Source organism: Streptomyces sp. NPDC002853, from assembly GCF_053591915.1.
This window is the reverse complement of the sequence record NZ_JBSFUS010000001.1, coordinates 421558-443505: the sequence shown is the minus strand read 5'-3', so window position 1 is coordinate 443505 and position 21948 is coordinate 421558. Positions and strand designations below refer to the sequence as shown.

The following is a 21948-nucleotide window of genomic DNA, read 5'->3' as shown; positions in this document are numbered from 1 at the left end:
GGCGCGGGGAACGGCGCGAGCAGGCACAGCGATCCCGCACTGTGCCGACGGCCGGTGGGGGCGCCCGTCAGGGGCGCGGGGAACGGCGCGAGCAGCCACGGCGCGAGCGGCCACGGCGGACCCGCTCCGGGAGTACAGATGGCGGGAGCGCCCCGCAAGGACCCGGCGGCCACAGAGGGTCCGCACCGCCCGGCGAAGGCAGGCGCAAGGGCACGGACGCGGATGAGGGACAATAAGAGGTCTGCCCTCGCTCACAGCTCGTCCCGGAGGAATCCCGCGCCATGGAGCCCCAGCTTCAGATCGGCCCGCACGCCGTGCGGCCGCCCGTCGTGCTCGCGCCCATGGCGGGCATCACGAACGCGCCGTTCCGGACGCTGTGCCGGGAGTTCAGCGGGGGCAAGGGCCTCTTCGTCAGCGAGATGATCACCACTCGGGCGCTGGTCGAGCGCAACGAGAAGACCATGCAGCTGATCCACTTCGACGAGACCGAGAAGCCCCGGTCCATCCAGCTGTACGGCGTCGACCCGGCCACCGTCGGCAAGGCCGTCCGCATGATCGCGGAAGAGGACCTGGCCGACCACATCGACCTGAACTTCGGCTGCCCCGTCCCCAAGGTCACCCGCAAGGGCGGCGGCTCCGCGCTCCCGTACAAGAGGCCCCTCCTCCGCGCGATCCTGCGCGAGGCCGTGAGCGGCGCCGGGGACCTGCCCGTCACGATGAAGATGCGCAAGGGCATCAACGACGAGCACATCACCTTCCTCGACGCGGGCCGCATCGCCGTCGAGGAGGGCGTCACGGCGATCGCCCTGCACGGCCGCACGGCCGCCCAGCACTACGGCGGCACCGCCGACTGGGACGCCATCGCCCGCCTCAAGGAGCACGTCCCCGAGATCCCGGTGCTCGGCAACGGCGACATCTGGTCCGCCGCCGACGCGGTGCGGATGATGAAGGAGACCGGCTGCGACGGAGTCGTCGTGGGCCGCGGCTGCCTCGGCCGCCCCTGGCTCTTCGCCGACCTGGTCGCCGCCTTCGAGGGCACGGGCGCGCCCAAGGCGCCTGACCTGCGCGAGGTCTCGAAGGTCATGATCCGCCACGCGACGCTGCTCGGCGAGTGGATCGGCGACGAGGCGCGCGGTGTCATCGACTTCCGCAAGCACGTGGCCTGGTACCTGAAGGGCTTCGCGGTCGGCTCGGAGATGCGCAAGCGGCTCGCGATCACCTCGTCCCTCGCCGAGCTGGAGGACGGGCTCGGCGAGTTGGACCTCGACCAGGCGTGGCCGGCCGGAGCGGACGGCCCGCGCGGCCGCACCTCGGGCAACAACCGCGTCGTCCTGCCGGACGGCTGGCTGAAGGACCCCTACGACTGTGCGGGCATCAGCGAGGACGCGGAGCTGGACACGTCGGGCGGCTGAACCCGCCGCAGGCGATCTCGCAGGCAATCCCGCAAACGATCCCGCAGGCGATCCCACGGGGGACCAGGGAGCGCCCGCGTTTCCCCCTGACCTCGTGATCGACAGAGATTTGGCCTGAACCCCTTTCCTGACCGGAGTGCGCGAACACCGCTCCGGCGATGGCCGCTGCCCCGCTCGGCGTACGAGCGGCCCGCGACCGTCTCGCCACGCGTCCGGATACTGACATCCGGCCGCCTGAAACGGCGTGATTCTCGCCACCCCTGATAGGCGTTGCGCTCAGATGAGCGGTTTCAGGGTGACTGCACTTCTCCAAGGGGTGGCACTCAGTGCCACTGCTCGATCATTCATGAGGTGAACTCACATCTGAGAATGAGCCGCTCATGTGAGCGAAACGCCCGGTCTACGGGCGTTGCGTCTTCAAGAGTTGAACGAATGATCGCTCCTCCAGCTACCGCTGAGTCACTTTCGATCTACTGGCGGACGGGTGGTTACGGCCGCATGACGCACAAGTGGACGTACCCATGCGCCTTCGATCTGGGTATGTTCCTCGCCGTCAGGGCAGCCACCGAGTCCTCGAGGAGTCGAGACCCGTGTCGGAAAACAAAGATCCCCACGTAGCGCAGAACGACGCGAACGACGCGAGCGACGCGAGCGATGCGGCCGTGAAGTTCGTTTACGACTTCACCGAGGGCAACAGGAACCTCAAGGACCTTCTCGGCGGCAAGGGCGCGAACCTCGCCGAGATGACCAACCTCGGGCTGCCCGTCCCTCCGGGCTTCACGATCACCACTGAGGCCTGCAAGACCTACCTCGCCAGCGGCGAGGAGCCGGTCGAGCTGCGCGACGAGGTGAGTGCGCACCTCGACGCCCTCGAGAAGACGATGGGCAAGAAGCTCGGTCAGGCCAATGACCCGCTGCTCGTCTCGGTCCGCTCGGGCGCCAAGTTCTCGATGCCCGGGATGATGGACACCGTCCTGAACATCGGGCTCTCCGACAAGTCGGTGACGGGCCTCGCCAAGCAGTCCGGCGACGACCGCTTCGCGTGGGACTCCTACCGCCGCCTCATCCAGATGTTCGGCAAGACCGTCATGGACGTGGACGGCGAGCTCTTCGAGGACGCCCTGGAGGCCGCCAAGGCCGCCAAGAAGGTCACGGTCGACACCGACCTGGAAGCCGCGGACCTGAAGAAGCTGGTCACGAAGTTCAAGAAGATCGTCAAGACCGAGGCGGGCCGCGACTTCCCGCAGGACCCGCGCGAGCAGATGGACCTCGCCATCCGCTCGGTCTTCGAGTCGTGGAACACCGACCGCGCCAAGCTCTACCGCCGCCAGGAGCGCATCCCCGGCGACCTGGGCACCGCGGTCAACATCTGCTCGATGGTCTTCGGCAACCTCGGCCCGGACTCCGGCACGGGCGTCGCGTTCACCCGCGACCCGGCCAGCGGCCACCAGGGCGTGTACGGCGACTACCTGCAGAACGCGCAGGGCGAGGACGTCGTGGCGGGCATCCGCAACACCGTCCCGCTCGCGGAGCTGGAGCAGATCGACAAGAAGTCGTACGACCAGCTCATGCAGATCATGGAGACCCTCGAAACGCACTACAAGGACCTGTGCGACATCGAGTTCACCATCGAGCGCGGCCAGCTGTGGATGCTCCAGACCCGCGTCGGCAAGCGCACCGCCGGTGCCGCCTTCCGCATCGCGACGCAGCTCGTCGACCAGGGCCTGATCGACGAGGCCGAGGCGCTGCAGCGCGTCAACGGCGCCCAGCTCGCCCAGCTGATGTTCCCGCGCTTCGACGACACCGCGAAGGTCGAGCAGCTCGGCCGGGGCATCGCCGCGTCACCCGGTGCCGCGGTCGGCAAGGCGGTCTTCGACTCGTACACGGCCATCAAGTGGTCGCGTTCGGGCGAGAAGGTCATCCTCATCCGCCGTGAGACCAACCCCGACGACCTCGACGGCATGATCGCCTGCGAGGGCATCCTCACCTCCCGCGGCGGCAAGACCTCGCACGCCGCCGTCGTCGCCCGCGGCATGGGCAAGACCTGTGTCTGCGGCGCCGAGGACCTGGAGGTCGACACCAAGCGGCGTCGCATGACGGTGGGCGGCACCGTCGTCGAGGAGGGCGACGTCGTCTCCATCGACGGCTCGACGGGCAAGGTCTACCTGGGCGAGGTGCCCGTGGTCCCCTCGCCGGTCGTCGAGTACTTCGAGGGCCGCATGCACGCCGGCGCCGACGACGCGGACGAGCTGGTCGGCGCCGTGCACCGGATCATGGCGTACGCGGACCGGGTACGCCGCCTGCGGGTGCGTGCCAACGCGGACAACGCCGAGGACGCACTCCGTGCCCGCCGCTTCGGCGCCCAGGGCATCGGCCTGTGCCGTACCGAGCACATGTTCCTCGGTGAGCGCCGCGAGATGGTCGAGCGGCTGATCCTCGCCGACGCGGACGGTGAGCGCGAGGAAGCCCTCAAGGAGCTCCTGCCGCTCCAGAAGCGCGACTTCGTGGAGCTCTTCGAGGCGATGGACGGCCTTCCGGTCACCGTCCGCCTCCTGGACCCGCCGCTGCACGAGTTCCTGCCGGACATCACCGAGCTGTCCGTCCGCGTCGCCCTCGCCGAGTCCCGCAAGGACTCCAACGAGAACGACCTGCGCCTGCTCCAGGCCGTGCACCGCCTGCACGAGCAGAACCCGATGCTGGGCCTGCGCGGCGTACGCCTCGGCCTCGTGATCCCCGGCCTGTTCACCATGCAGGTACGGGCCATCGCCGAGGCCGCCGCCGAGCGCAAGAACGCCAAGGGCGATCCGCGCGCGGAGATCATGATTCCGCTCGTCGGCACGGTCCAGGAGCTGGAGATCGTCCGCGAGGAGGCCGAGCAGGTCATCGCCGAGGTCGAGGCGACGACGGGCGTGGCGCTGAAGCTGGCGCTCGGCACCATGATCGAGCTGCCGCGTGCCGCGCTCACGGCGGACCAGATCGCCGAGGCCGCCGAGTTCTTCTCCTTCGGCACGAACGACCTCACGCAGACGGTCTGGGGCTTCTCGCGGGACGACGTGGAGGCGAGCTTCTTCACGGCGTACCTGGAGAAGGGCATCTTCGGGGTCTCGCCCTTCGAGACCATCGACAAGGACGGCGTGGGCAAGCTGGTGAAGGACGCGGTCAAGGCCGGCCGCGCCACCCGCCCCGACCTGAAGCTCGGCGTCTGCGGCGAGCACGGCGGCGACCCGGAGTCCGTCCACTTCTTCCACGAGGTGGGCCTGGACTACGTCTCCTGCTCCCCGTTCCGCATCCCGGTGGCCCGCCTCGAAGCCGGCCGTGCCGCCTCCGAGTCGGCGGGCAGCGACCACCGGTAGAACTCCGGGACCGACGCCGTGTCCCCGACCCTCACCGATGCGGCGTCGGTCCCGGTTCACCACGAAGGGGCAGTTCCCTGTGCGGGGGAGCTGCCCCTTCGGTCGTTCCCTGCCGCTACCGGCTCATTCAGCTCAACTCGCGGCCGGCGGCCCGGTTCGCCGCGATGTTCCGGGTCTTCCTGGTGCGGGCCGACTCGGCGACCACGGCGAGTACCGCCCGCGATTTCGACCACTCGGCGAGGTGGCGCTGCATCCAGTCGGTGACCTCCGCCAGCTCGTCCGGTGTCGGCACGTGGCCGTCCTTGACGGACAGGTAGAACAGCCAGTCGTGGATGCGGCGGCGGATGAAATCGCGGAACGACGCCGTCTTGAGCCGTTCGACCTCCGGCAGCAGTTCGTCCGACCACCGCCGGAACTCGTCGGGACCATTCACTTCGTACGCGATCTCGTCCACGAGGGCGACCACCGCCGTCTTGGCCCCCGACTCGTCCGGGTCGCGCAGGATCGTGGCCACGATCGCACGGTCCCGATCGCGGCTGGGCGAGGCGGCGGTCGCCGAGACGACGCGCAGGTACGCGGACGTTCGGGCGTGGTCGTCCGCGACGGCTTCGTCGACGTCCACGTCGGTGATGCCGGCTTCCGCCAGCAACTCGGCCACATCGGAATGCAGTGTCATGGGGTCATCCCTACTTGCAGGGTTTCTTGGCGGCCTCGGCGGCCTCGCGCTGTTCCTTCGCGGCCCGCTCCTCCGCCTGGCTCCGCCTGCCGAGCTTCCTGACGGCGGTCCTGATCTGCGGCTTGAAATGCTCCACCGCTTGTCGCTGCTTGCTCGAAAGCTCCGGTTGGTTGTGGAGGGGTTTGCCGTTCGGACCGATCCTGACCTCGCGGCCTCCGCCACCGGTGACATGCGCGTGCGCCGGCTTGTCGACGTCGTACTCGTGCACGACGATCTTCACGCCGTTCTTGCTGACGTCGAGGAGGGAAAGGCCGAGCGGGTCGATCCACATGAACGGGTTCGGGACGTAGTTGTGCGGCGCGAAGCCACCGGCGAGACCGATCGGGTCCGAGGTGAGGTAGCGGGCGGTCTCGGGGTCGTAGTGCCGGAAGTAGTTGTAGTGCAGCCCCGTCTCGGGGTCGTGGTACTGGCCGGGGAAACGCAGGGGCGTGTAGGCGGTCGCGTCTCGGTTCCAGACCGTGGTGCCCCAGAGGGTGGTCCTGGTGCGCCAGGCGATGTCGCCCTGCTCGTCGAGGAGTTCGGTCGGGGTGCCGACGAGGTCGGTGACGATGGCGTAGAAACGGGCGTCCACCTCTTCGTCGGTGAGGTGCTTGCGCTCGGTCTGGGCCAGGGGGCACAAGCCCTCATGGTCCCATGTGAGGGTCACCGATTGGGGTGCGTCCGGGGCGTGGCTCGTCTGTTCGCAGAGAGTCATGTCGTCCCAGGTGAAGTCGACCTGTTCGGCCACCCCCTGCTCCGTCACGCGCTGCTTGGACACGCGGCGGCCCAGGGGGTCGTAGAGGTAGCGCCACCTCGTGCCGTCGGGGGTCACCACGGACGTGAGGCGGTCCTCCGCGTCCCATTCGTAGTGCCAGGTGTCTGGCTTGCGGGACAGGCGGGTCTTCTGGCGCAGGGTGGTGCGGCCTGCCGTGTCGTACTCGTAGCGGACGTTGCCCGCCGCGGTGATACGGGTGCCGGTGTACGCGCGAGGGCCTGTCGCCTCCTGACCCGGCATGGGGGCCGGCCAGGAGGCGTCGGTCTGGTTGCCCGCCTCGTCGTAGGCGTAGCTTTCCGTCCAGCCTGCCGCGCGGACCGCGGTCACCCGGCCCGCCGCGTCCAGGTCGAAGCGCCGCGTGCCGTTGAGCCGGTCGTCCATGGCGGTCAGGTGGTCGTCCGCACGGTACGTGTACGCACGCTGCTGGATCCGCCTGCGGGCCGGGCCCATCAGATCCTGTTTCGCCAGGCGGCCCACGGCGTCGTACACGTTCGTCAGGGTCAGGACCTCGCCGACCGTGCGGGTGAGCTCCCGGCCCGCCTCGTCGTGCGTGAACGCCAGCCGCTTCCCGGACGCGGTCATCTCGGTGCGACGGCCTGCCGCGTCGTAGGTCCAGGTGCTCGTCGCGCCGGACGGTGTGGTGCGGCCGATGCGGCGGCCCACGGCGTCGTAGGTGCAGGTCAGGGTGCGGCCGTTGACCGTCTCCGAGAGGAGCCGGCCTGCCGCGTCCCTCTCCAGGGTCAGTGTCACGTCCGGGCTCACCGCCTCGGTGAGGCCGTCCGTCGCGTCGTAGGCGTAGCGCGTGATCGCGGCGCCCGCCACGTTCTTGGTGACCGTCCGGCCGAACACGTCCCGCTCGAAGGTGATCACGTCGCCCGCGGCCGTCGTACGGGACACCAACTGGCCGGCCGCGTCACGCGTGTACGTCAGGGTGCGGTCGTCGAAGTCCGTCTCCGCCACCAAGCGGCCCGCCGGGTCGTACTCGTAACTCCAGGTCAGACCCTGCGGGTTGGTGACCTTGCGGAGCTGGAGCTGGGTGTCGTGCTCGAACTCGTGGCGGGCGCCGTCGGGGTCCGTGCGGGCCGCGATCAGGTCGAAATGCGTGTACTCGTGCGTCGTGGTCGCGCCCATCGCGTCCGTGTGCGAGACGCAGTTCCCCTCGCCGTCGTACGTCCACGACTCCGACGAACCGTCCGCCTCCGTGCGCCGCGCCGGCCGGCCCTCCACCGTCCACTCAAGGCGCGTGGTCGCGCCCGTCGGGTCCGTGATCGTGCTCACGCGGCCGAAGGCGTCGAGGTCGTAGCGGGTCACCGCGCCCAGCGGGTCGGTGACCTCCAGCGGCAGCCCCGCCGCGTTGCAGCGCAGCTCGGTGGTGTGACCGAGGGGGTCCGTGACGGTGGACACGGCTCCGGTGGCGTCGTGCGTGAAGCGATGCGTCGTGCCGTCGGGGGCGGTCACGCTGGTGCGGTTGCCGTGCGCGTCCCATGTCTGGCGCTGGACGGCGCCGTCCGGGCCGACGATCTCGGTCAGCAGGGCGAGGTCGTTGTACTCCGCGGTGGCGCACGTGCCGTCCGGAGCACGTGTCGCGATCAGATTGCCGTGCTCGTCCCAGGTGTTCTCGGTGCGGCGCCCCAGCGCGTCTGTGCGGGCGAGCAGGTCGTTCCGGCTGTCCCACTCGCTGTGGACGGTGCCGCCCAGCGGGTCCGTCTCGGACAGGAGCTGGCTGAGGTCGTTGTAGCGGTAGACGGTGGTCCGGCCGAGGGCGTCGGTGTAGCGGGTCTCCTGCTCGTCGGGGCGGTACTCGATGGTGCAGGACAGGTGTCCCGCGGTGCTCTCGCCGCTGACGCAGCGGTCCTCGTCGTCGTAGGTGAAGCGGTACCAGGTGTGGTTGCTGTCGGTCCAGGACGTGATGCGGGCCCGGTCGTCGTAGTCCATGCGCAGCCGCGGTCCGGCCGAGTCGTGGACCTCGGCCAGGTTGCCGACCTCGTCGTAGCCGTACGCGGCCACCAGTGTGCCCCCGGTGCCGGGTCCGGGGGTGAGCAGCCGGAGCGCGGTGACGCGGTGGTCGTCGGTGTCCACCTTCAGGTGGTAGCCGCCGGTGTGGCGTATGGCCGTGGGTGCGCCGGTGGGGTCGTGGTCGATGTCGATGCGGTTGCCGTTGCGGTCGGTGATGGCTCGCAGCGGCAGGATCTCGTGACGTTCTCCGGCAGGGGGGTTCGTCTGTTCCCCGGCCGTGGGCTCCGCGGTGGGCGTGGCCGGGAGGAAGTGGCGGACGTGGCCGGTCTGCGGGTCCGCGACCGTGACCGTGCCCGCGTCGTCGATGCTCAGCGGCCTGCGGGGGCCGTGGGCGGGGAGCAGCGGCGCACCGCCGGGGGAGGGGTGGGGGTAGGACAGCAGCTGGCCGTCCTCGGTGACGTAGACCATGCCCTGGTCGTCGATCTCGACCCGCTCGTCCAGCGTCGAGGCCCACGAGTCGCCGTACCAGTGGCCCCATCGGTACGTGGACAGATGCGTGCGCTGGAGGACCAGGGGGAGCAGGCCCGGCAGGTCGACGTCGGTCAGCTCCATGAGCATCTCGCCGGAGATCATGTCGATGGGGTCGCCGTTCTTGCAGCGGCCCTTGGCCGGCTTGCCCTTGCCCGCCACCTTCTTCATGCCACCCGATAGGGCCTTGCGGAGCCCCCCTCCCGCGGAGCGCAGCCCGCGGGCTGCGGACTTGAGACCCTTGGCCGCTCCGGCGAGGCCGCGGAGGGAGGTCAGGGCCTTCATGCCGGGGATGCAGTCCAGGGCGGCGAAGGCCACGTCCAGTAGCCCTGCTTCCCCATTCGCGTATTTATGAAGGGTGTCGGCGAGGACCACGAGTGCGGCGACCAGGACGATCGCGGCGAGGATGGGCCCGCCGACGATCAACGCGATGACGCCCAGTACGGCGACGACGACCTTGCAGACGGCGACGATGGTGTCCCAGTTGTCGGTGACCCAGTCCCCGACCTCTTCCCACCACTTGCGGTTCTGGATGCCGGCGTCGGAGGCCTCCTCGAGCTTCTTCTTCGCCGTCCCGGCCGCGTTCTCGCGCATCTTGCGGGCGTCCTCGGCCATCTTCTTCGCGGCGTCGAGGTGACTCTTGGCGACGGAGACGTCCGACTTGGCGGCGGTCTGGGCCTTCTCGGCGGAGTTGGCGTTGCGGGTGGCGGCCTTGACCTTGTCCGGGTCGGGCTTGGGCACGTCCTTGCCGGCCTTGGAACCGCCGTCGTCGTCCTTGTACTTGTCGGCTTCCTTGCCCGCCCGGTCCACCCAGGAGTCGGCCGAGGTCAGGCGGGACTGGGCGGCGCTGAGACTGGTCTGGGCTTCGCGGCCCTGGGCGAGGGCTTTGTCGGCCAGGGCCTGGGAGCGTTCCAGCTCCGGCCAGTAGGAGGAGAGGGCGTCGCCCGCCATCTCGTAGCTCTTCTTGAGCTTCTTCAGCTTGCCCGGCGCGTCCTCGAACTCCGCCGTGAAGGACTCCGCCGTTTTCCCCGCCCAGGTGAGGATCGCATCCTCGCCCGCCATCCCCTTGATGTCGCGAAGAACCTTCGACACGTCATCGGCGAAGTCGTGCAGATTCTTCGCGAGATTACGGACTCTGTCCGGATCACCGGGCGTCGGATCCTTGTCCAAGTCAAGGACATGCCAATCCGCCGGACGATTCCCCGCCATCTTGCTCCCCCGTCACTTCACACACTTACGTCCCGAGACGCACCAGAAACCCATCTGGCAGTGCTCGCGCAACGGTATCCGGTCGAGCGGGTCGTCCGGCGGGCGCGGATGCCGCCCCTTCGGATGTCAGCGGCGTGCCTCGCGCAGCATGGCCGCCAGAGCCCGCCGGGTGGGACACTCGCGCCAGTTGCACTCGCAGCGGGGGCAGTTCAACGCGTGGGTCAGCATCGCGCGGTACGCCCGATCCGCATGATCCTCCGCCAACCCTGCGGTGCTCCCGCGCCCGCCGTGCTCCACCATGTCGTCTCCGTCCGGTCTCGCGCGCCCCGGGCCGCGCGCGGTTGCCGGAGCCTTACCGCAGGACTTCCGTGGAATCGGGGCCGATGGACGCGGCGGGGAGGCATGTGCGGGCGGGCTGTGGGTGTGCGGGCCCTGGAGTGCGCCCCCTCTGTGTGCCCGGGGTGAGCGATGGGGCCAATCGTCGCTATCCAGCGGGGACTTGAGTACGGCGCAGGCGCACGCCAGAACGCCTTGCACGTCGCCGCGTCCGCCGGCTTCGCCAGGACCGGCCGCGTGGCGCCGCAAGGCGGAAGCGGGAGAGGCGCGGCCTCTCGCCTCTTCGGAGCCTCACCCCTTGAGGGCCGCGTACCGCACCCCCGTGAGCCCCTCCGACGCCTCCCAGAGCCGTTCGGACGCCGTGTCGTTCAGTGTCCACTTCGCTCGCCAGGACCGTGCCGGTGCGCCCTGCCAGCCCAGCACCCTGGGTCCGGTGAACGAGTCGGGGCGGACGCCCGGTGCGGTGGACGCGTACAGCGTCGGCAGGGCGCCCTTCGTCGCGGGCTGGGCCGCGAGGCGGTTGCCCAGCCACATCACGCGCTCCACCACCTTGCGGCCCTCCATCTTGGGGGCCGCCGACTGGAGGTTCGTCTCCGCGTAGCCGGGGTGCGCCGCAGCGGCGACGGTGTCGGAGCCCGTGGCCGCGAGGCGCCGTGCCAGTTCGTGGACGAAGAGGAGGTTCGCCGACTTGGAGCGGCCGTAGGCGACCCAACGCCGGTAGTCTCGCTCGCTGTTGAGGTCTCCCATGTCGATGTTCGCCAGTGCGTGGAAGGCGCTGGACACGGTGACGATCCGGGACCCCGGTGTACGCAGGAGCCGGGGCACCAGCAGGCCGGTGAGCGCGAAGTGGCCCAGGTGGTTGACGCCGAACTGCGTCTCGAAGCCGTCCGCCGTCTGCCGGTAGGGCAGCGCCATCACACCCGCGTTGTTGACGAGGAGGTCGAGGCCGCCGTTGTCGTCGTCACGGTCGTACGACTCCGCGAACTCCCGTACCGACCCCAGGTCACCCAGGTCGAGGCGCCTGAACTCCGCCTGCGCGGACGGCACTTCGGCCCGCAACTGCTCCAGTGCGCGCGTCCCCCGCTCCTCGCTGCGGCAGGCGAGTACCACGCGCGCGCCACGACGGGCGAGTTCGCGCGCGGTGACGTAGCCGATGCCGCTGTTGGCGCCGGTGACCACGGCGGTGCGGCCGCTCTGGTCGGGGATGTCGCTCGCGTTCCAGCCCGTCATGACACAGCTCCCTCTGCTTGGGCGCACGCCTGTTCCTACCCGAGAGTAGGCAGCCCGAGCCTAGGGCAGGGACTCAGGCCGCGGCACCCCCGTCCATCACCAGATCCGCGCCCACCACCGACGCCGATTCGTCCGAGGCGAGGTAGAGCACGGCGGCCGCGACCTCCGCGGTCGACGAGACGCGGCCGAGCGGTGTCGCGCCCTTCATCCGCTCCGCTCGCTCGGCCTCGCTCTCGCCCGGACGCAGCGACATGGTGGTGTCGGACGAGCCGGGGCTCACCGCGTTGATCCGCACCCCGTCGCCGATGTGCTCGACCGCGGCGCCCTTGGTCAGCGCGGAGACGGCAGCCTTGGTGACGCCGTAGCCGATGGTGCCCGGCAGGCTGGTGTGGGCACCGAGGTTGGAGGAGATGTTGACGATGGCCCCGCCGCCGGGCTGTGCGCGCATCTGCCGCACCTCGGCCTGGAGCGCGAGCAGTACGCCGGTGACGTTGATGTCGAGCATCGTCCGCCAGTCCTCCTCGGGGAGTTCGGCGACCGGCTGCCCGGCCCGCAGGATGCCCGCGTTGTTGACGGCCACGTCCAGCGAGCCGAACCGCTCGACGGTGGCATCGACGAGCGCCGCGAGGTCCTCGGAGCGCGACACGTCGGCCGGGACGGCGAGCGCCGTGCCGCCCGCTTCCTCTATGAGGCCCACGGTTTCCTTGAGGGGGCCTTCGGTTCGCCCGGCGACGACGACGTTCGCGCCCTCGGCGGCGAAGGCGAGCGCCATGGCACGGCCGAGGCCGGAGCCGCCGCCGGTGACGAGGGCGGTGCGGCCGGCGAAGCGGGTGCGCGGTGCTGCGGTCATGAGGAACTCTTTTCTTGAACGATCGGTTCAGTATCAGGTCATGAAAAAAGAAGCCAGGAGGATCAAGGGAAGAAGGTGGCGGGGGAAGAAGGGGCGGGGGAAGAAGGAGCGGGGAAAGGAGGGGGGCTCAGTCGAGCAGGGTCAGCGCCTGCTCCGTCGCGTCCCGCACCCGCGCCGGGTCCTTCGACGCCTTGCCGACCACGCGCAGCCCCTGCATCAGGGTCAGCAGCATGCGCGCGATGGCGAGCGGATCGCGGTCCTCGGGCAGTTCGCCCTGCGCCTGGGCGCGGACGAGCGCGGAGTGCAGCAGCGTCTCCATGTACTCCCAGCTGCGCTCGACGCAGCGGGTCGCCGCCGCGTCGTGCGGGCCGAGCTCGGCCGCCGTGTTCGTGATGAAACAGCCGTTCAGGCGCGCCGCCTCGGAGGCGGCCTCGCGCCCGAAGCGGCGGACCACCGAGCGGACGGCGGGCAGTGCGGGGCCCGGCTGTGAGAGCTCCGCGAGCAGCCGCGGGTTCTGGGACTCGGCGTACCGCTCGAGGGCCTTCAGGTACAGGTCGTGCTTGTTGCCGAAGGTCGCGTAGAGGCTGGCGCGGCCGATGCCCAGTTCTTCCACGAGGTCGGCCATCGATGTCGCCTCGTAGCCGCGCCGCCAGAACAGCTCTAGGGCCGACTGGAGCGCGGCGTCCGGATCGAATTCCTTGGTCCTGGCCACGAGGAAAGACTAGAGCTGGCTGGAACGATCGGTCAAGTAATCTTCCTATGCCAGCCGGACCCGGTGCGTCTCCACCGTCACCGAGTCATCGTCCAGGCACCGCCCCGTCTCCAGGTCGAACCGCTGCTTCAGGAGCGGCGAGGCCACGAACGGCCGGCCCGCCGCCGCGCCGAGCAGGCCGCGCGAGAGCACCGCGGCGCCCGTGAACGGGTCGCGGTTGTCGATCGCGTACGCGCGGCCCGCGCGGTCGATGAAGAGCGCGGCCTGACGGCCGTCGGGGAGCAGCGCGGCGATGCCACGGCCCGGCTGGAGGTGCGCACGGTCGCAGACCTCGAACCAGTCGTCGTCCAGGCGGAGTTGAATGCTCATCAGGATGCAGCACCTTCCAGGTCGCGGGGGCGGGAGCCGATGGAGAGCAGCGGCAGGTCCGGCTTGATCTGGTCCCGTTCGGGGACGAAGCTCACGGTCGGGTCCGGGACGTCCGGCGCGTTCACGAAGGACACGAACCGCGCGAGCCGCTCGGGGTCGTTGATGGTCTCGGACCACTCGTCGCGGTAGTGCGCGACATGGTCGGCCATCAGGGCCTCCAGCTCGTCGCAGAGGCCGAGCGAGTCATGGACGACCACGTCCCGTACGTGGTCGAGGCCGCCCTCGATCCGCTCCAGCCAGGTCGACGTGCGCTCGAGGCGGTCCGCCGTACGGATGTAGAACATCAGGAACCGGTCGATGAGGCGCACCAGTTCGGCGTCGGACAGGTCCTGCGCGAGCAGGTCAGCGTGGCGCGGGGTCGCGCCGCCGTTGCCGCCCACGTACAGGTTCCAGCCGCTCGACGTGGCGATCACCCCGAAGTCCTTGGACTGGGCCTCCGCGCACTCACGGGCGCATCCCGAGACGGCCGACTTCAGCTTGTGCGGGGAGCGCAGGCCGCGGTAGCGCAGCTCCAGGTCGATCGCCATCCGGACCGAGTCCTGCACGCCGTAACGGCACCAGGTCTGCCCGACGCAGGACTTCACCGTCCGCAGCGACTTGCCGTACGCGTGCCCCGACTCGAACCCGGCGTCCACCAACCGCGTCCAGATGAGCGGCAGTTGCTCGACGCGCGCGCCGAACATGTCGATGCGCTGGCCGCCGGTGATCTTCGTGTAGAGACCGAAGTCCTTGGCCACCTCGCCGATCACGATCAGCTTCTCCGGGGTGATCTCACCGCCGGGGATGCGCGGCACGACCGAATAGGAGCCGTTCTTCTGGAGGTTGGCGAGGAAATGGTCGTTCGTGTCCTGGAGGGAGGCCTGCTCGCCTTCGAGGACGTAGCCGTCGGCGCCGATCGTCGGGGCCAGCGAGGCGATGATCGAGCCGACCGTCGGCTTGCAGGTCTCGCAGCCCTCCGTGCCACGGGCGGACTCGCGGCCGTGGGAGTCCAGGAGCCGCCGGTAGGAGGTGATCCCCAGGGTGTGGACGATCTCGTACAGCTCCTGGCGCGTCTGGGCGAAGCAGCCGCACAGGCCCTTGTCGACCTCGACACCCGACGCCTCCAGCTCGTCGTTGACCAGCTGGCCGAGCACCTTCACACAACTGCCGCAGCCCGTACCGGCCTTGGTGCACTTCTTCACCTCGGGCACGGTGGTGCAGCTGTGCTCGGTGACGGCGCCGCGGATGGAGCCCTTGGTGACGTTGTGGCAGGAGCAGATGACCGCCGAGTCGGGCAGCGAGGACGGGCCGATCGACACCGGGCCGCCCGCGCCCGCGGGAAGCACCAGCTGCTCCGGCGAGACCGGCGGCACGCTGCCGGTCATCGGCCGCAGCACGCCATACGCCTCCGCGTCACCGACCAGGACACCGCCGAGGAGCTCGCCGCCCGCGCCGATGACCAGCTTCTTGTACGTTCCCGAGCGCGAGTCGGAGTAGACGACGTCGAGGCAGTCCGGGGTCGCGCCGTGCGCGTCGCCGAAGGAGGCGACGTCCACGCCGAGGAGCTTCAGCTTGGTGGAGAGATCGGCGCCGGTGAAGCTCGACTCCTCCGCGGCGATCGCGGCGGCGACGGTCTCGGCCATCTCGTAACCGGGCGCGACCAAGCCGTAGACCCGGCCGTCCGACGCCAGGGCGCACTCGCCGATCGCGTACACGGCCGGGTCACTGGTGCGGCACTGCTCGTCGACGGTGATGCCGCCGCGCTCGCCCACCGACAGGCCGCTCTCGCGGGCGAGTTGGTCGCGCGGCCGGACACCGGCGGAGAACACGACGAGATCGGTGGCGAGTTCACTCCCGTCCGACAGCTTCATCCCGCTGACGGCGCCCTCCGTGCCGACGATCTCCTGCGTGCCGACGCCCGTGTGCACGGTCAGGCCCATGCCGGTGATGGTGCGCAGGAGCGCGGCGCCACCGCCCTCGTCGACCTGTACCGGCATCAGCCGCGGCGCGAACTCGACCACGTGCGTGTCGAGTCCGAGCCCGCGCAGCGCGCCCGCCGCCTCCAGGCCGAGGAGCCCGCCGCCGACGACGGCGCCGGTCGTGGCGTACGTCTTCGCGTACTCCTCGATGGCGAGCAGGTCCTCGATCGTGCGGTAGACGAAACACCCGGTGGTGTCCTTGCCGGGCACCGGCGGCACGAAGGGGAAGGAGCCGGTCGCGAGGACGAGCGTGTCGTAGGCGAAGGTCTGCCCGGAGCGCGCGGTGACGGTCCTCGCGTCACGGTCGACGGACTCGGCGGGGTCGCCGACGTACAGCTCGATGCCGTGCTTCTCGATGAACTCCGGGTCAGTGAGGGAGAGTTCGTCGGGCGTACGGCCCGCGAAGTACGAGGTGAGCTGGACGCGGTCGTATGCGGGCCGTGGCTCCTCGCACAGGACGACCACGCGGTGCGTGTCGGTGAGGCCGCGCGCGGCGATGGCCTCCAGGAAACGCTGGCCGACCATGCCGTGCCCGACCAGCACGATGGTGTTGTCGTGCGCGCTGTGGCGGGGGGTGTCCGTGGGCATCAGAGGCCTCCGTCGTGGGTGAGCAGGTGGAGCAGGGGGCTGCCGTCGGCGGGCAGCGGGTCGTCGGCCTCCCAGGCGCGGGCGAGCGCGCCGACGGCGGTCAGTTCGCCGAGCAGTACGCCGCCGACGAGCCGGTCACCGCGCACGACGACCTTGCGGTACGTGCCACGGGTGGCGTCCGCGAGCTGGACGACGTCGTCGTCGGGCCGGTGCTCGGGGTCGCCGAAGGCCGCCAGGTCCAGAGGAGCGGAGCCGGGACGTCCGTTGTGCAGGGTGAGGCGGGTGAGGGCGCGGGTGCCGGAGTAGGGGCGGGCGTCCCCCGGGGAGAGCAAGGTGTCCGCCAGGGCGTCGGCCTGTTCCAGCGCGGGCGCCGCCAGGCAGCGGGCCTCGCCGGAGTGCTCGGCGCAGTCGCCGATGGCGCGGATGTGCGGGTCGGAGGTGCGCAGCTCGTCGTCGACGACGATGCCACGGCGTACGTCCAGGCCCGCGGCCTGCGCGAGCCCCGTGCGGGGGCGGACGCCGCAGGCGAGGACGGTGAGGTCGGTGCCGAGTACGTAGCCGTCGGCGAGCTCCACGGACCGGACCGCGCCGTCGGACTGCCGCACGCCGCGCACCCGGCACTCGGTGTGCACCTCGACCCCGAGCTCGGTGAGGTGCCGGTGGACCAGTGCGCTCGCGGCCGGGTCGAGCTGCCGCTCCATGAGCCGGTCACCCTGCTGGGTGAGGACGACCTGCGCGCCGCGCACGGCCAGCGCGCGGGCCGCCGATACGCCGAGGAGGCCGCCGCCGATGACTACGACGCGGGTGCCCGTTCCTGGCCGTACGGCCTCCGACAGGGCCAGGCAGTCGTCCATCGTCCGGAAGGCGTGCACGCCCCGGGGCAGTTCGGTGGCGCCGGGTTCGAAGAGACCGCGGAGGGGTGGGAGTACGGGGTTCGAGCCGGTCGCGAGTATGAGAGTGCCGTACGGGACGACGCTGCCGTCCGCGCAGTGGACGAGGCGGTCCGCGCGGTCCACGCGGACGGCGCGGGTGCGGAGGAACTCGCCGGGGACGGGCGGGAGGCCGATGACCTCGGGGCCGAGGCGCCCGGAGAGGACGTCGGCGAGGAGCACGCGGTTGTACGGTGCGTGCGGCTCCTCCCCGATGAGGGTGACGTTTCCGGAGCCCCCGAGCCGCTGGGCGAGGCGGACACCGGCGAGGCCGCCGCCGATCACCACCACGCGTGAGTGCGGGCTCTGGGGGCCCGGGGTCGAAGAGGTCATGTACGGCAGAGTGCGGGGGCGGTGTTACCCGTCCGCATCCTGACTGTTTCCCGGGGGGAACGCTGCCCTCAGCGGGGGGTGGGGTGGGCTGTGAGGGGGCTGGCCCCTGGGCCTTCGTTGGCCTAGCTGGGCCTTCCCGGCCGGCCGGTCGGCCGTTTGCCCCGCGTCTTGCTCTGGCCGAATGGGCCCCTCCCTCCCGCCCGCCCGTTTGCCCCGCGTCTTGTCCTGGACGAACAAGCCCCTCCCGCCCACCCGCCCGATTGCCCCGCGTTTTGTTCTGGACGAACGGGCCCTTCCCGCCCGCCCGCCCGATTGCCCCGCGTTTTGTTCTGGGCGCGCTTGCCTTGTCGGTTGGGTGGCTGGGCTTAACGCCTGTTGAGGCAGTCCTCAAGCCCGCCTTAAGGATCAGCAGTATTCGCCTGACCAGCCATTTTTACCCGCGTCCCGCGCCTAGTCTGCGGCCGTGACCACCGACGTGACCGATTCCCGGCTTGACGCGTACCCCGCGCTGTCCGCGTACCTGCGGCAGACGGACGGGCCGCAGGTTCCGCCGATGCCACAGATGCCGCCGCGGCCCCGGGCCGCCGCCACCCCCGTCCCGCCGATCCGCGTCACCCCCACCACCCTGCGCAACGGAATCCTCGGCCTGGCGCTCGCCGTCACCGCGCTCTGGGCCGTCCAGGTCGAACCCTCGGCCCGGCTCGACGTGCTCTTCGCGACCGGTGCCCACCTCACCGGCCTGCTCGCCGGGTACGGCGTCCTCGTCATGCTCTTCCTGATGGCCCGCGTGCCCGCGGTCGAGCACGGGGTCGGTGCCGACCGGCTCGCCCGGCTGCACGCCCAGGGCGGCCGCTACGTCCTCACCCTGTGCCTGGGCCACGCCCTGCTCGCCCTGTGCGGATACGCCGCCCACGCAGGCACCGACCTCCTCAGTGCCGGTCTCGACCTGCTCGGCTACCCGGGCCTCGCCCTCGCCGCCGCCGGCACGTGCCTGCTCGTGGCCGTCGGTGTCACCTCGGCGCGTGCGATGCGGCGCCGCGTCCCGCACGAGACCTGGCGGGCCGTGCACTTGCTGACCTACCTCGGCGTGGCGCTCGGCTTCGTGCACCAGCTCGCGGGGCCCGACGTGGCGGGCAGCATCCTGACGGTGTGGCTGTGGTCGATGCTGCACGCCACGGTGGCCGTGCTGCTCGTCTGGTACCGCGTCGTCGTGCCCGTGCGGCAGGCGCTGAGGCACAGCCTGCGCGTCATCGACGTACGCGACGAAGGACCCGGCGTCGTGTCGGTCGTGATGCAAGGCATCGGGCTCGACGAACTGCGCGCCGAACCCGGACAGTTCTTCCGCTGGCGCTTCCTGTGCCGCAGGCTCTGGCGCACCGCGCTGCCGTTCTCGCTGTCCGCGCCGGTGCGCGACGACACCCTCCGGATCACCGTGAAGGCCATCGGCGACCACACGCGGCGGATGCGGCGCCTGAAGCCGGGGACGCGGGTCCTTGCCACCGGGCCCTTCGGCGCGCTGACCGCCCACCGGCGTACGCGGCGCAAGGTGCTGCTGCTCGCGGGCGGGGTGGGGATCACCCCGATGCGGGCGCTGTTCGAGACGCTGCCCGGCGGGCCCGGGGACCTCACGCTCCTCTACCGGGCGGGCAGCGCGGAGCAGCTCGTGCTGCGGGAGGAGCTGGAGGCGATCGCCCGGAGCAGGGGAGCGGGGCTGCACTATCTGCTCGGGCGCTCCGACGCCTCCTTCGATCCGCTCGCACCGCAGGCCCTGCGCAATCTGATCCCCGACCTCGCCGAGCACGACGTATATCTGTGCGGGCCGCCCGGGATGACCGCGTCGGCCACCGTGTCGCTCGTACGGGCCGGGGTGCCCCAGGAGCGCATACACGCCGAGTGCTTCACCTTCTGAGAATGATGAGTACGCGAACCCTGGAGAGGGGCTGACGTGGGACGTCACCGCAAACCCGTGGGCCCGGCCCTGGGCCCCACCCTGCAGGCCCGCCGCAAGCTGGCGACGGGCCTCGCCGGAGCAAGCGCGCTGGTCGCCACCGTCCTCGCCCTCACGGTCGACCCGGCGGCACCGCCGGCTCCCGATCGCGTACCGGCGGGGGTTCCGGCACCTCAGGCGGCGCCGTGACGAGGGAGAACGAAACCTCTGAGAACGGAACCTCTGAGAACGGAACCTCTGAAGTCCCTCAACTCCTCCTCTATTCGTGGACGGCGTGATCACCCCCTCCATAGGGTCGCGATCATGCCCGACATATCTCTGACCACCGTCGTCGTCCTCTGCATCGCCGCACTCGCGGCCGGCTGGATCGACGCGGTGGTGGGCGGCGGCGGGCTCCTCCTGCTGCCGGCCCTGCTCCTCGGCCTCCCGGCCGGGACCCCGGCCGCGCACGCCCTCGGGACGAACAAGGCCGTGGCCATCGTCGGGACGACCGGCGCCGCGGTGACCTACGTCAGGAAGACGCCGGTCGACGTGCGCACCGCCGTACGGATCGGCCTGGCCGCGCTCGCCGGGTCCATGGGCGGCGCCTTCTTCGCCGCGGGCATGAGCACCGAGGTGCTCAAGCCCGTGATCATGGTGGTGCTGGTCGGCGTCGGGGCCTTCGTCATCTTCAGGCCCGCCTTCGGCACCGCGCCCTCCGCCCGCCCCGCGTCACCGAAGCGCATCCTCGCCGCCATCGGCCTCGCGGGCCTCGGCATCGGGTTCTACGACGGTCTCATCGGGCCCGGCACCGGCACCTTCCTGGTGCTCGCGCTGACCGCCGTGCTCCACCTCGACCTGGTGTCCGCCTCCGCCACCGCCAAGATCGTCAACTGCTGCACCAACGCGGGCGCCCTCGCGATGTTCGCCTGGCAGGGCGCGGTCCTGTGGCAACTGGCCGCGCTGATGGCCGTCTTCAACCTCGCGGGCGGCATGTTCGGGGCGCACACCGCGCTGAAGAAGGGCAGCGGCTTCGTCCGGATCGTGCTGCTCACCACCGTGTTCGGGCTCGTGGCGAAGATGGCGTACGAGCAGTGGGTCGCGTAGCGGTGCGCGTGGCGGTGCGCGTGGCGGGGTTCGGCCCTCCGCCCCTGAGCGGGGGTCAGCGCACACCCGTCAGGTGCGCGAACACCACGACGTTGCCCTGATACCCCGTCGTCTTCGAGTAGCCGCCGCCGCACGTGATCACCCGCAGCTCCGGCCGGTCCGCCGCGCCGTACACCTTGGCGTCCGGGAACTTCTTGGCGTCGTAGACCTCGTTCGCGTCGACGGTGAACACCGCGACGCTGCCGTCCCTGCGCTCGATCTCGATGGTGCGGCCCCGGGTCAGACCGCCCAGGTCGTAGAAGACGGACGGGCCGTCCGCGTTGTCGACGTGCCCCGCCACGACGGCGGTGCCGGTCTCGCCGGGCGTGGTCCCCGACTCGTACCAGCCCGCGAGATTCGTCTTCTTCGGCGGCGGTACGTCAAGGCTGCCCTGCGGCGTCAGGCCGAGCCCCATGAGAGGCGCGTCGATCCGGATCGAGGGGATCCGGATCCGGTCGGGCGGGGACGGGGGCAGCGCCGCGGCGGCCGGGGCGTCGCCGGACCGGGGGTGGGCCGACGCGGCCTGCTCGGCGGACGGCTGCGGCGGGGGGTGGGACTCCGTGCCGTTGTGCAGCAGCCACGCGCCGGAGCACAGGGCGACGACGGTGACCGCGCCTATGGCGGAGTTGACGGCTTTCCTGCCGGGATTCTTCCCGCCCGGATTCTTCCTGCCGGGGTTCTTCCTCCCCGGACTCTTCCTGCCCGGACTCTTCCTGCGCGTCAATCGACTCGTCCCCCTCAGGGTTCGGGGAGGCCGGTCCCCACACCCCTCTCCGGGCCCACGAGGGACAGGCGGATCCGGAGAGGGAGGGGGCTGGCGGTACCGGTGGACAGCGGAGGGTGTCCGTCAGATCCTGTCGCCTCTCGCCCGGCGATGCAGGAGCCAGGTACCGCCCGCGGCGGCGACGGCAAGCGCCGCCACTCCCGCCGCGGTCTGCACGGGGTCGGGGCCGAGAGCACCGCCGACCCCCGTCTTCACATGGCCCTTCGGGGTCACCTGCTGCTCCTCGCGGGCGGCGGCGGTGGAGGTGATCGTCACGATCAGGTCGCCCGCCACCTGCTTGCCGTCCGCGCCGGAGCCGGAGCACTGCGCGGCGATCTCGTAGGTGCCGGGCTGGGCCGACGGGGGCACCTCGAACGTGCCGGTCGCTTTCTCCTTCTGCGTGTCCGGGGCGAGCGTGAAGGTGCCGGCGCCGACCGCGCTCGCGTCGCCCGTCGCGGTTCCCTCGCTGCCGCAGGCGGTGGTGTCCACGGTGACCGTGGAGCCCGGCATGACGGTGGACGGGCGGACCTCGAGGCCGCCGCCCGCGTCGCGTACGGCGGCCGCGGCGGGGGGCGCCATCAGGGCCGCCGACGCGACGGCGAGCGCGGCAGTGGTCAGCAGGCGGGCTTTGCGCATCGTGCTTGCTCCTCCGAGGGGCCATCAGAGGGCACGGCCCGCGGCACCTCCAAGTGCCGCTGCGTCGGTCGAACCCCGCGCTACCGAGGTAAGTGGCACTCGGCTGCGTACGCCTCCTGAAGAGCTGTCAGAAACTCTGTGGGGGAGCGGCTTCTGACGCTTC

15 protein-coding genes are annotated in these 21948 nt (G+C 70.8%); 5 read left to right on the top strand and 10 right to left on the bottom strand.

Annotated features, from left to right (window positions below; all coding sequences use genetic code 11):
* Positions 1 to 281: 281 nt before the first annotated feature.
* Complete coding sequence (dusB, locus tag ACWD02_RS01990) at positions 282 to 1412, top strand: tRNA dihydrouridine synthase DusB (protein WP_451203463.1); 1131 nt, start codon at positions 282 to 284, stop codon at positions 1410 to 1412.
* Between the two features lie 590 nt (positions 1413 to 2002).
* Positions 2003 to 4765 carry a pyruvate, phosphate dikinase gene (gene ppdK / locus ACWD02_RS01985; RefSeq protein WP_451203461.1) on the top strand — a complete coding sequence of 921 codons (2763 nt, stop codon included), beginning with the start codon at positions 2003 to 2005 and terminating at the stop codon, positions 4763 to 4765.
* 127 nt (positions 4766 to 4892) lie between these two features.
* Here the strand turns inward: ppdK and ACWD02_RS01980 are convergent, their stop codons facing one another.
* The 8 genes from ACWD02_RS01980 to ACWD02_RS01945 form a co-directional block, all read right to left on the bottom strand.
* Entirely contained in the window at positions 4893 to 5441 is a 549-nt protein-coding gene (locus tag ACWD02_RS01980; protein ID WP_451203459.1) for a hypothetical protein, read from the bottom strand.
* Positions 5442 to 5451: 10 nt separating this feature from the next.
* A complete protein-coding gene (locus ACWD02_RS01975) occupies positions 5452 to 9948 on the bottom strand; it encodes an RHS repeat-associated core domain-containing protein (RefSeq protein WP_451203457.1) in 4497 nt (1498 codons plus the stop codon).
* Between the two features lie 627 nt (positions 9949 to 10575).
* Positions 10576 to 11514, bottom strand: coding sequence for an oxidoreductase (locus ACWD02_RS01970; protein ID WP_451203455.1), 939 nt, complete (start codon positions 11512 to 11514; stop codon positions 10576 to 10578).
* A gap of 73 nt (positions 11515 to 11587) precedes the next feature.
* Positions 11588 to 12364 carry an SDR family NAD(P)-dependent oxidoreductase gene (locus ACWD02_RS01965; RefSeq protein ID WP_451203453.1) on the bottom strand — a complete coding sequence of 259 codons (777 nt, stop codon included), beginning with the start codon at positions 12362 to 12364 and terminating at the stop codon, positions 11588 to 11590.
* Between the two features lie 127 nt (positions 12365 to 12491).
* Entirely contained in the window at positions 12492 to 13076 is a 585-nt protein-coding gene (locus ACWD02_RS01960) for a TetR/AcrR family transcriptional regulator (RefSeq protein WP_451203450.1), read from the bottom strand.
* A 45-nt stretch (positions 13077 to 13121) separates the two neighbouring features.
* On the bottom strand, positions 13122 to 13445 hold the full coding sequence (gene nirD, locus ACWD02_RS01955) for a nitrite reductase small subunit NirD (protein ID WP_451203448.1): 324 nt from the start codon (positions 13443 to 13445) through the stop codon (positions 13122 to 13124).
* Entirely contained in the window at positions 13445 to 16051 is a 2607-nt protein-coding gene (gene nirB / locus ACWD02_RS01950; RefSeq protein ID WP_451203446.1) for a nitrite reductase large subunit NirB, read from the bottom strand. Before nirB ends, nirD begins: the two co-directional genes overlap by 1 nt.
* A complete protein-coding gene (locus ACWD02_RS01945) occupies positions 16051 to 17313 on the bottom strand; it encodes an NAD(P)/FAD-dependent oxidoreductase (RefSeq protein WP_451203443.1) in 1263 nt (420 codons plus the stop codon). The genes nirB and ACWD02_RS01945 overlap by 1 nt, the downstream gene beginning before the upstream one ends.
* Before the next feature lie 463 nt (positions 17314 to 17776).
* On the opposite strand from ACWD02_RS01945, the gene ACWD02_RS01940 reads away from it, so the two are divergent.
* From ACWD02_RS01940 to ACWD02_RS01930, 3 genes are all read left to right on the top strand, one after another.
* Positions 17777 to 19222, top strand: a complete 1446-nt coding sequence (locus ACWD02_RS01940; protein ID WP_451203441.1) for a ferredoxin reductase family protein — start codon at positions 17777 to 17779, stop codon at positions 19220 to 19222.
* 36 nt (positions 19223 to 19258) lie between these two features.
* Positions 19259 to 19450: a hypothetical protein gene (locus ACWD02_RS01935; protein WP_451203439.1), complete on the top strand. Its 192-nt coding sequence runs from the start codon at positions 19259 to 19261 to the stop codon at positions 19448 to 19450.
* Positions 19451 to 19564: 114 nt separating this feature from the next.
* Positions 19565 to 20347, top strand: coding sequence for a sulfite exporter TauE/SafE family protein (locus ACWD02_RS01930; RefSeq protein ID WP_451203437.1), 783 nt, complete (start codon positions 19565 to 19567; stop codon positions 20345 to 20347).
* A gap of 55 nt (positions 20348 to 20402) precedes the next feature.
* On the opposite strand, the gene ACWD02_RS01925 is transcribed toward ACWD02_RS01930, so the two are convergent.
* Together ACWD02_RS01925 and ACWD02_RS01920 are read right to left on the bottom strand one after the other, a co-directional pair.
* On the bottom strand, positions 20403 to 21005 hold the full coding sequence (locus tag ACWD02_RS01925) for a class F sortase (RefSeq protein WP_451204354.1): 603 nt from the start codon (positions 21003 to 21005) through the stop codon (positions 20403 to 20405).
* Positions 21006 to 21233: 228 nt separating this feature from the next.
* Entirely contained in the window at positions 21234 to 21785 is a 552-nt protein-coding gene (locus ACWD02_RS01920; protein ID WP_451203435.1) for a hypothetical protein, read from the bottom strand.
* Positions 21786 to 21948: the final 163 nt, after the last annotated feature.

Coding starts and splice junctions, on each gene's coding strand:
- ACWD02_RS01920 (WP_451203435.1), bottom strand. CDS start 21,785: ATGCGCAAAGCCCGCCTGCTGACCACTGCCGCGCTCGCCGTCGCGTCG.
- ACWD02_RS01945 (WP_451203443.1), bottom strand. CDS start 17,313: ATGACCTCTTCGACCCCGGGCCCCCAGAGCCCGCACTCACGCGTGGTG.
- nirD (WP_451203448.1), bottom strand. CDS start 13,445: ATGAGCATTCAACTCCGCCTGGACGACGACTGGTTCGAGGTCTGCGAC.
- ACWD02_RS01930 (WP_451203437.1), top strand. CDS start 19,565: ATGCCCGACATATCTCTGACCACCGTCGTCGTCCTCTGCATCGCCGCA.
- ACWD02_RS01965 (WP_451203453.1), bottom strand. CDS start 12,364: ATGACCGCAGCACCGCGCACCCGCTTCGCCGGCCGCACCGCCCTCGTC.
- dusB (WP_451203463.1), top strand. CDS start 282: ATGGAGCCCCAGCTTCAGATCGGCCCGCACGCCGTGCGGCCGCCCGTC.
- ACWD02_RS01970 (WP_451203455.1), bottom strand. CDS start 11,514: ATGACGGGCTGGAACGCGAGCGACATCCCCGACCAGAGCGGCCGCACC.
- ACWD02_RS01980 (WP_451203459.1), bottom strand. CDS start 5,441: ATGACACTGCATTCCGATGTGGCCGAGTTGCTGGCGGAAGCCGGCATC.
- nirB (WP_451203446.1), bottom strand. CDS start 16,051: ATGCCCACGGACACCCCCCGCCACAGCGCGCACGACAACACCATCGTG.
- ACWD02_RS01975 (WP_451203457.1), bottom strand. CDS start 9,948: ATGGCGGGGAATCGTCCGGCGGATTGGCATGTCCTTGACTTGGACAAG.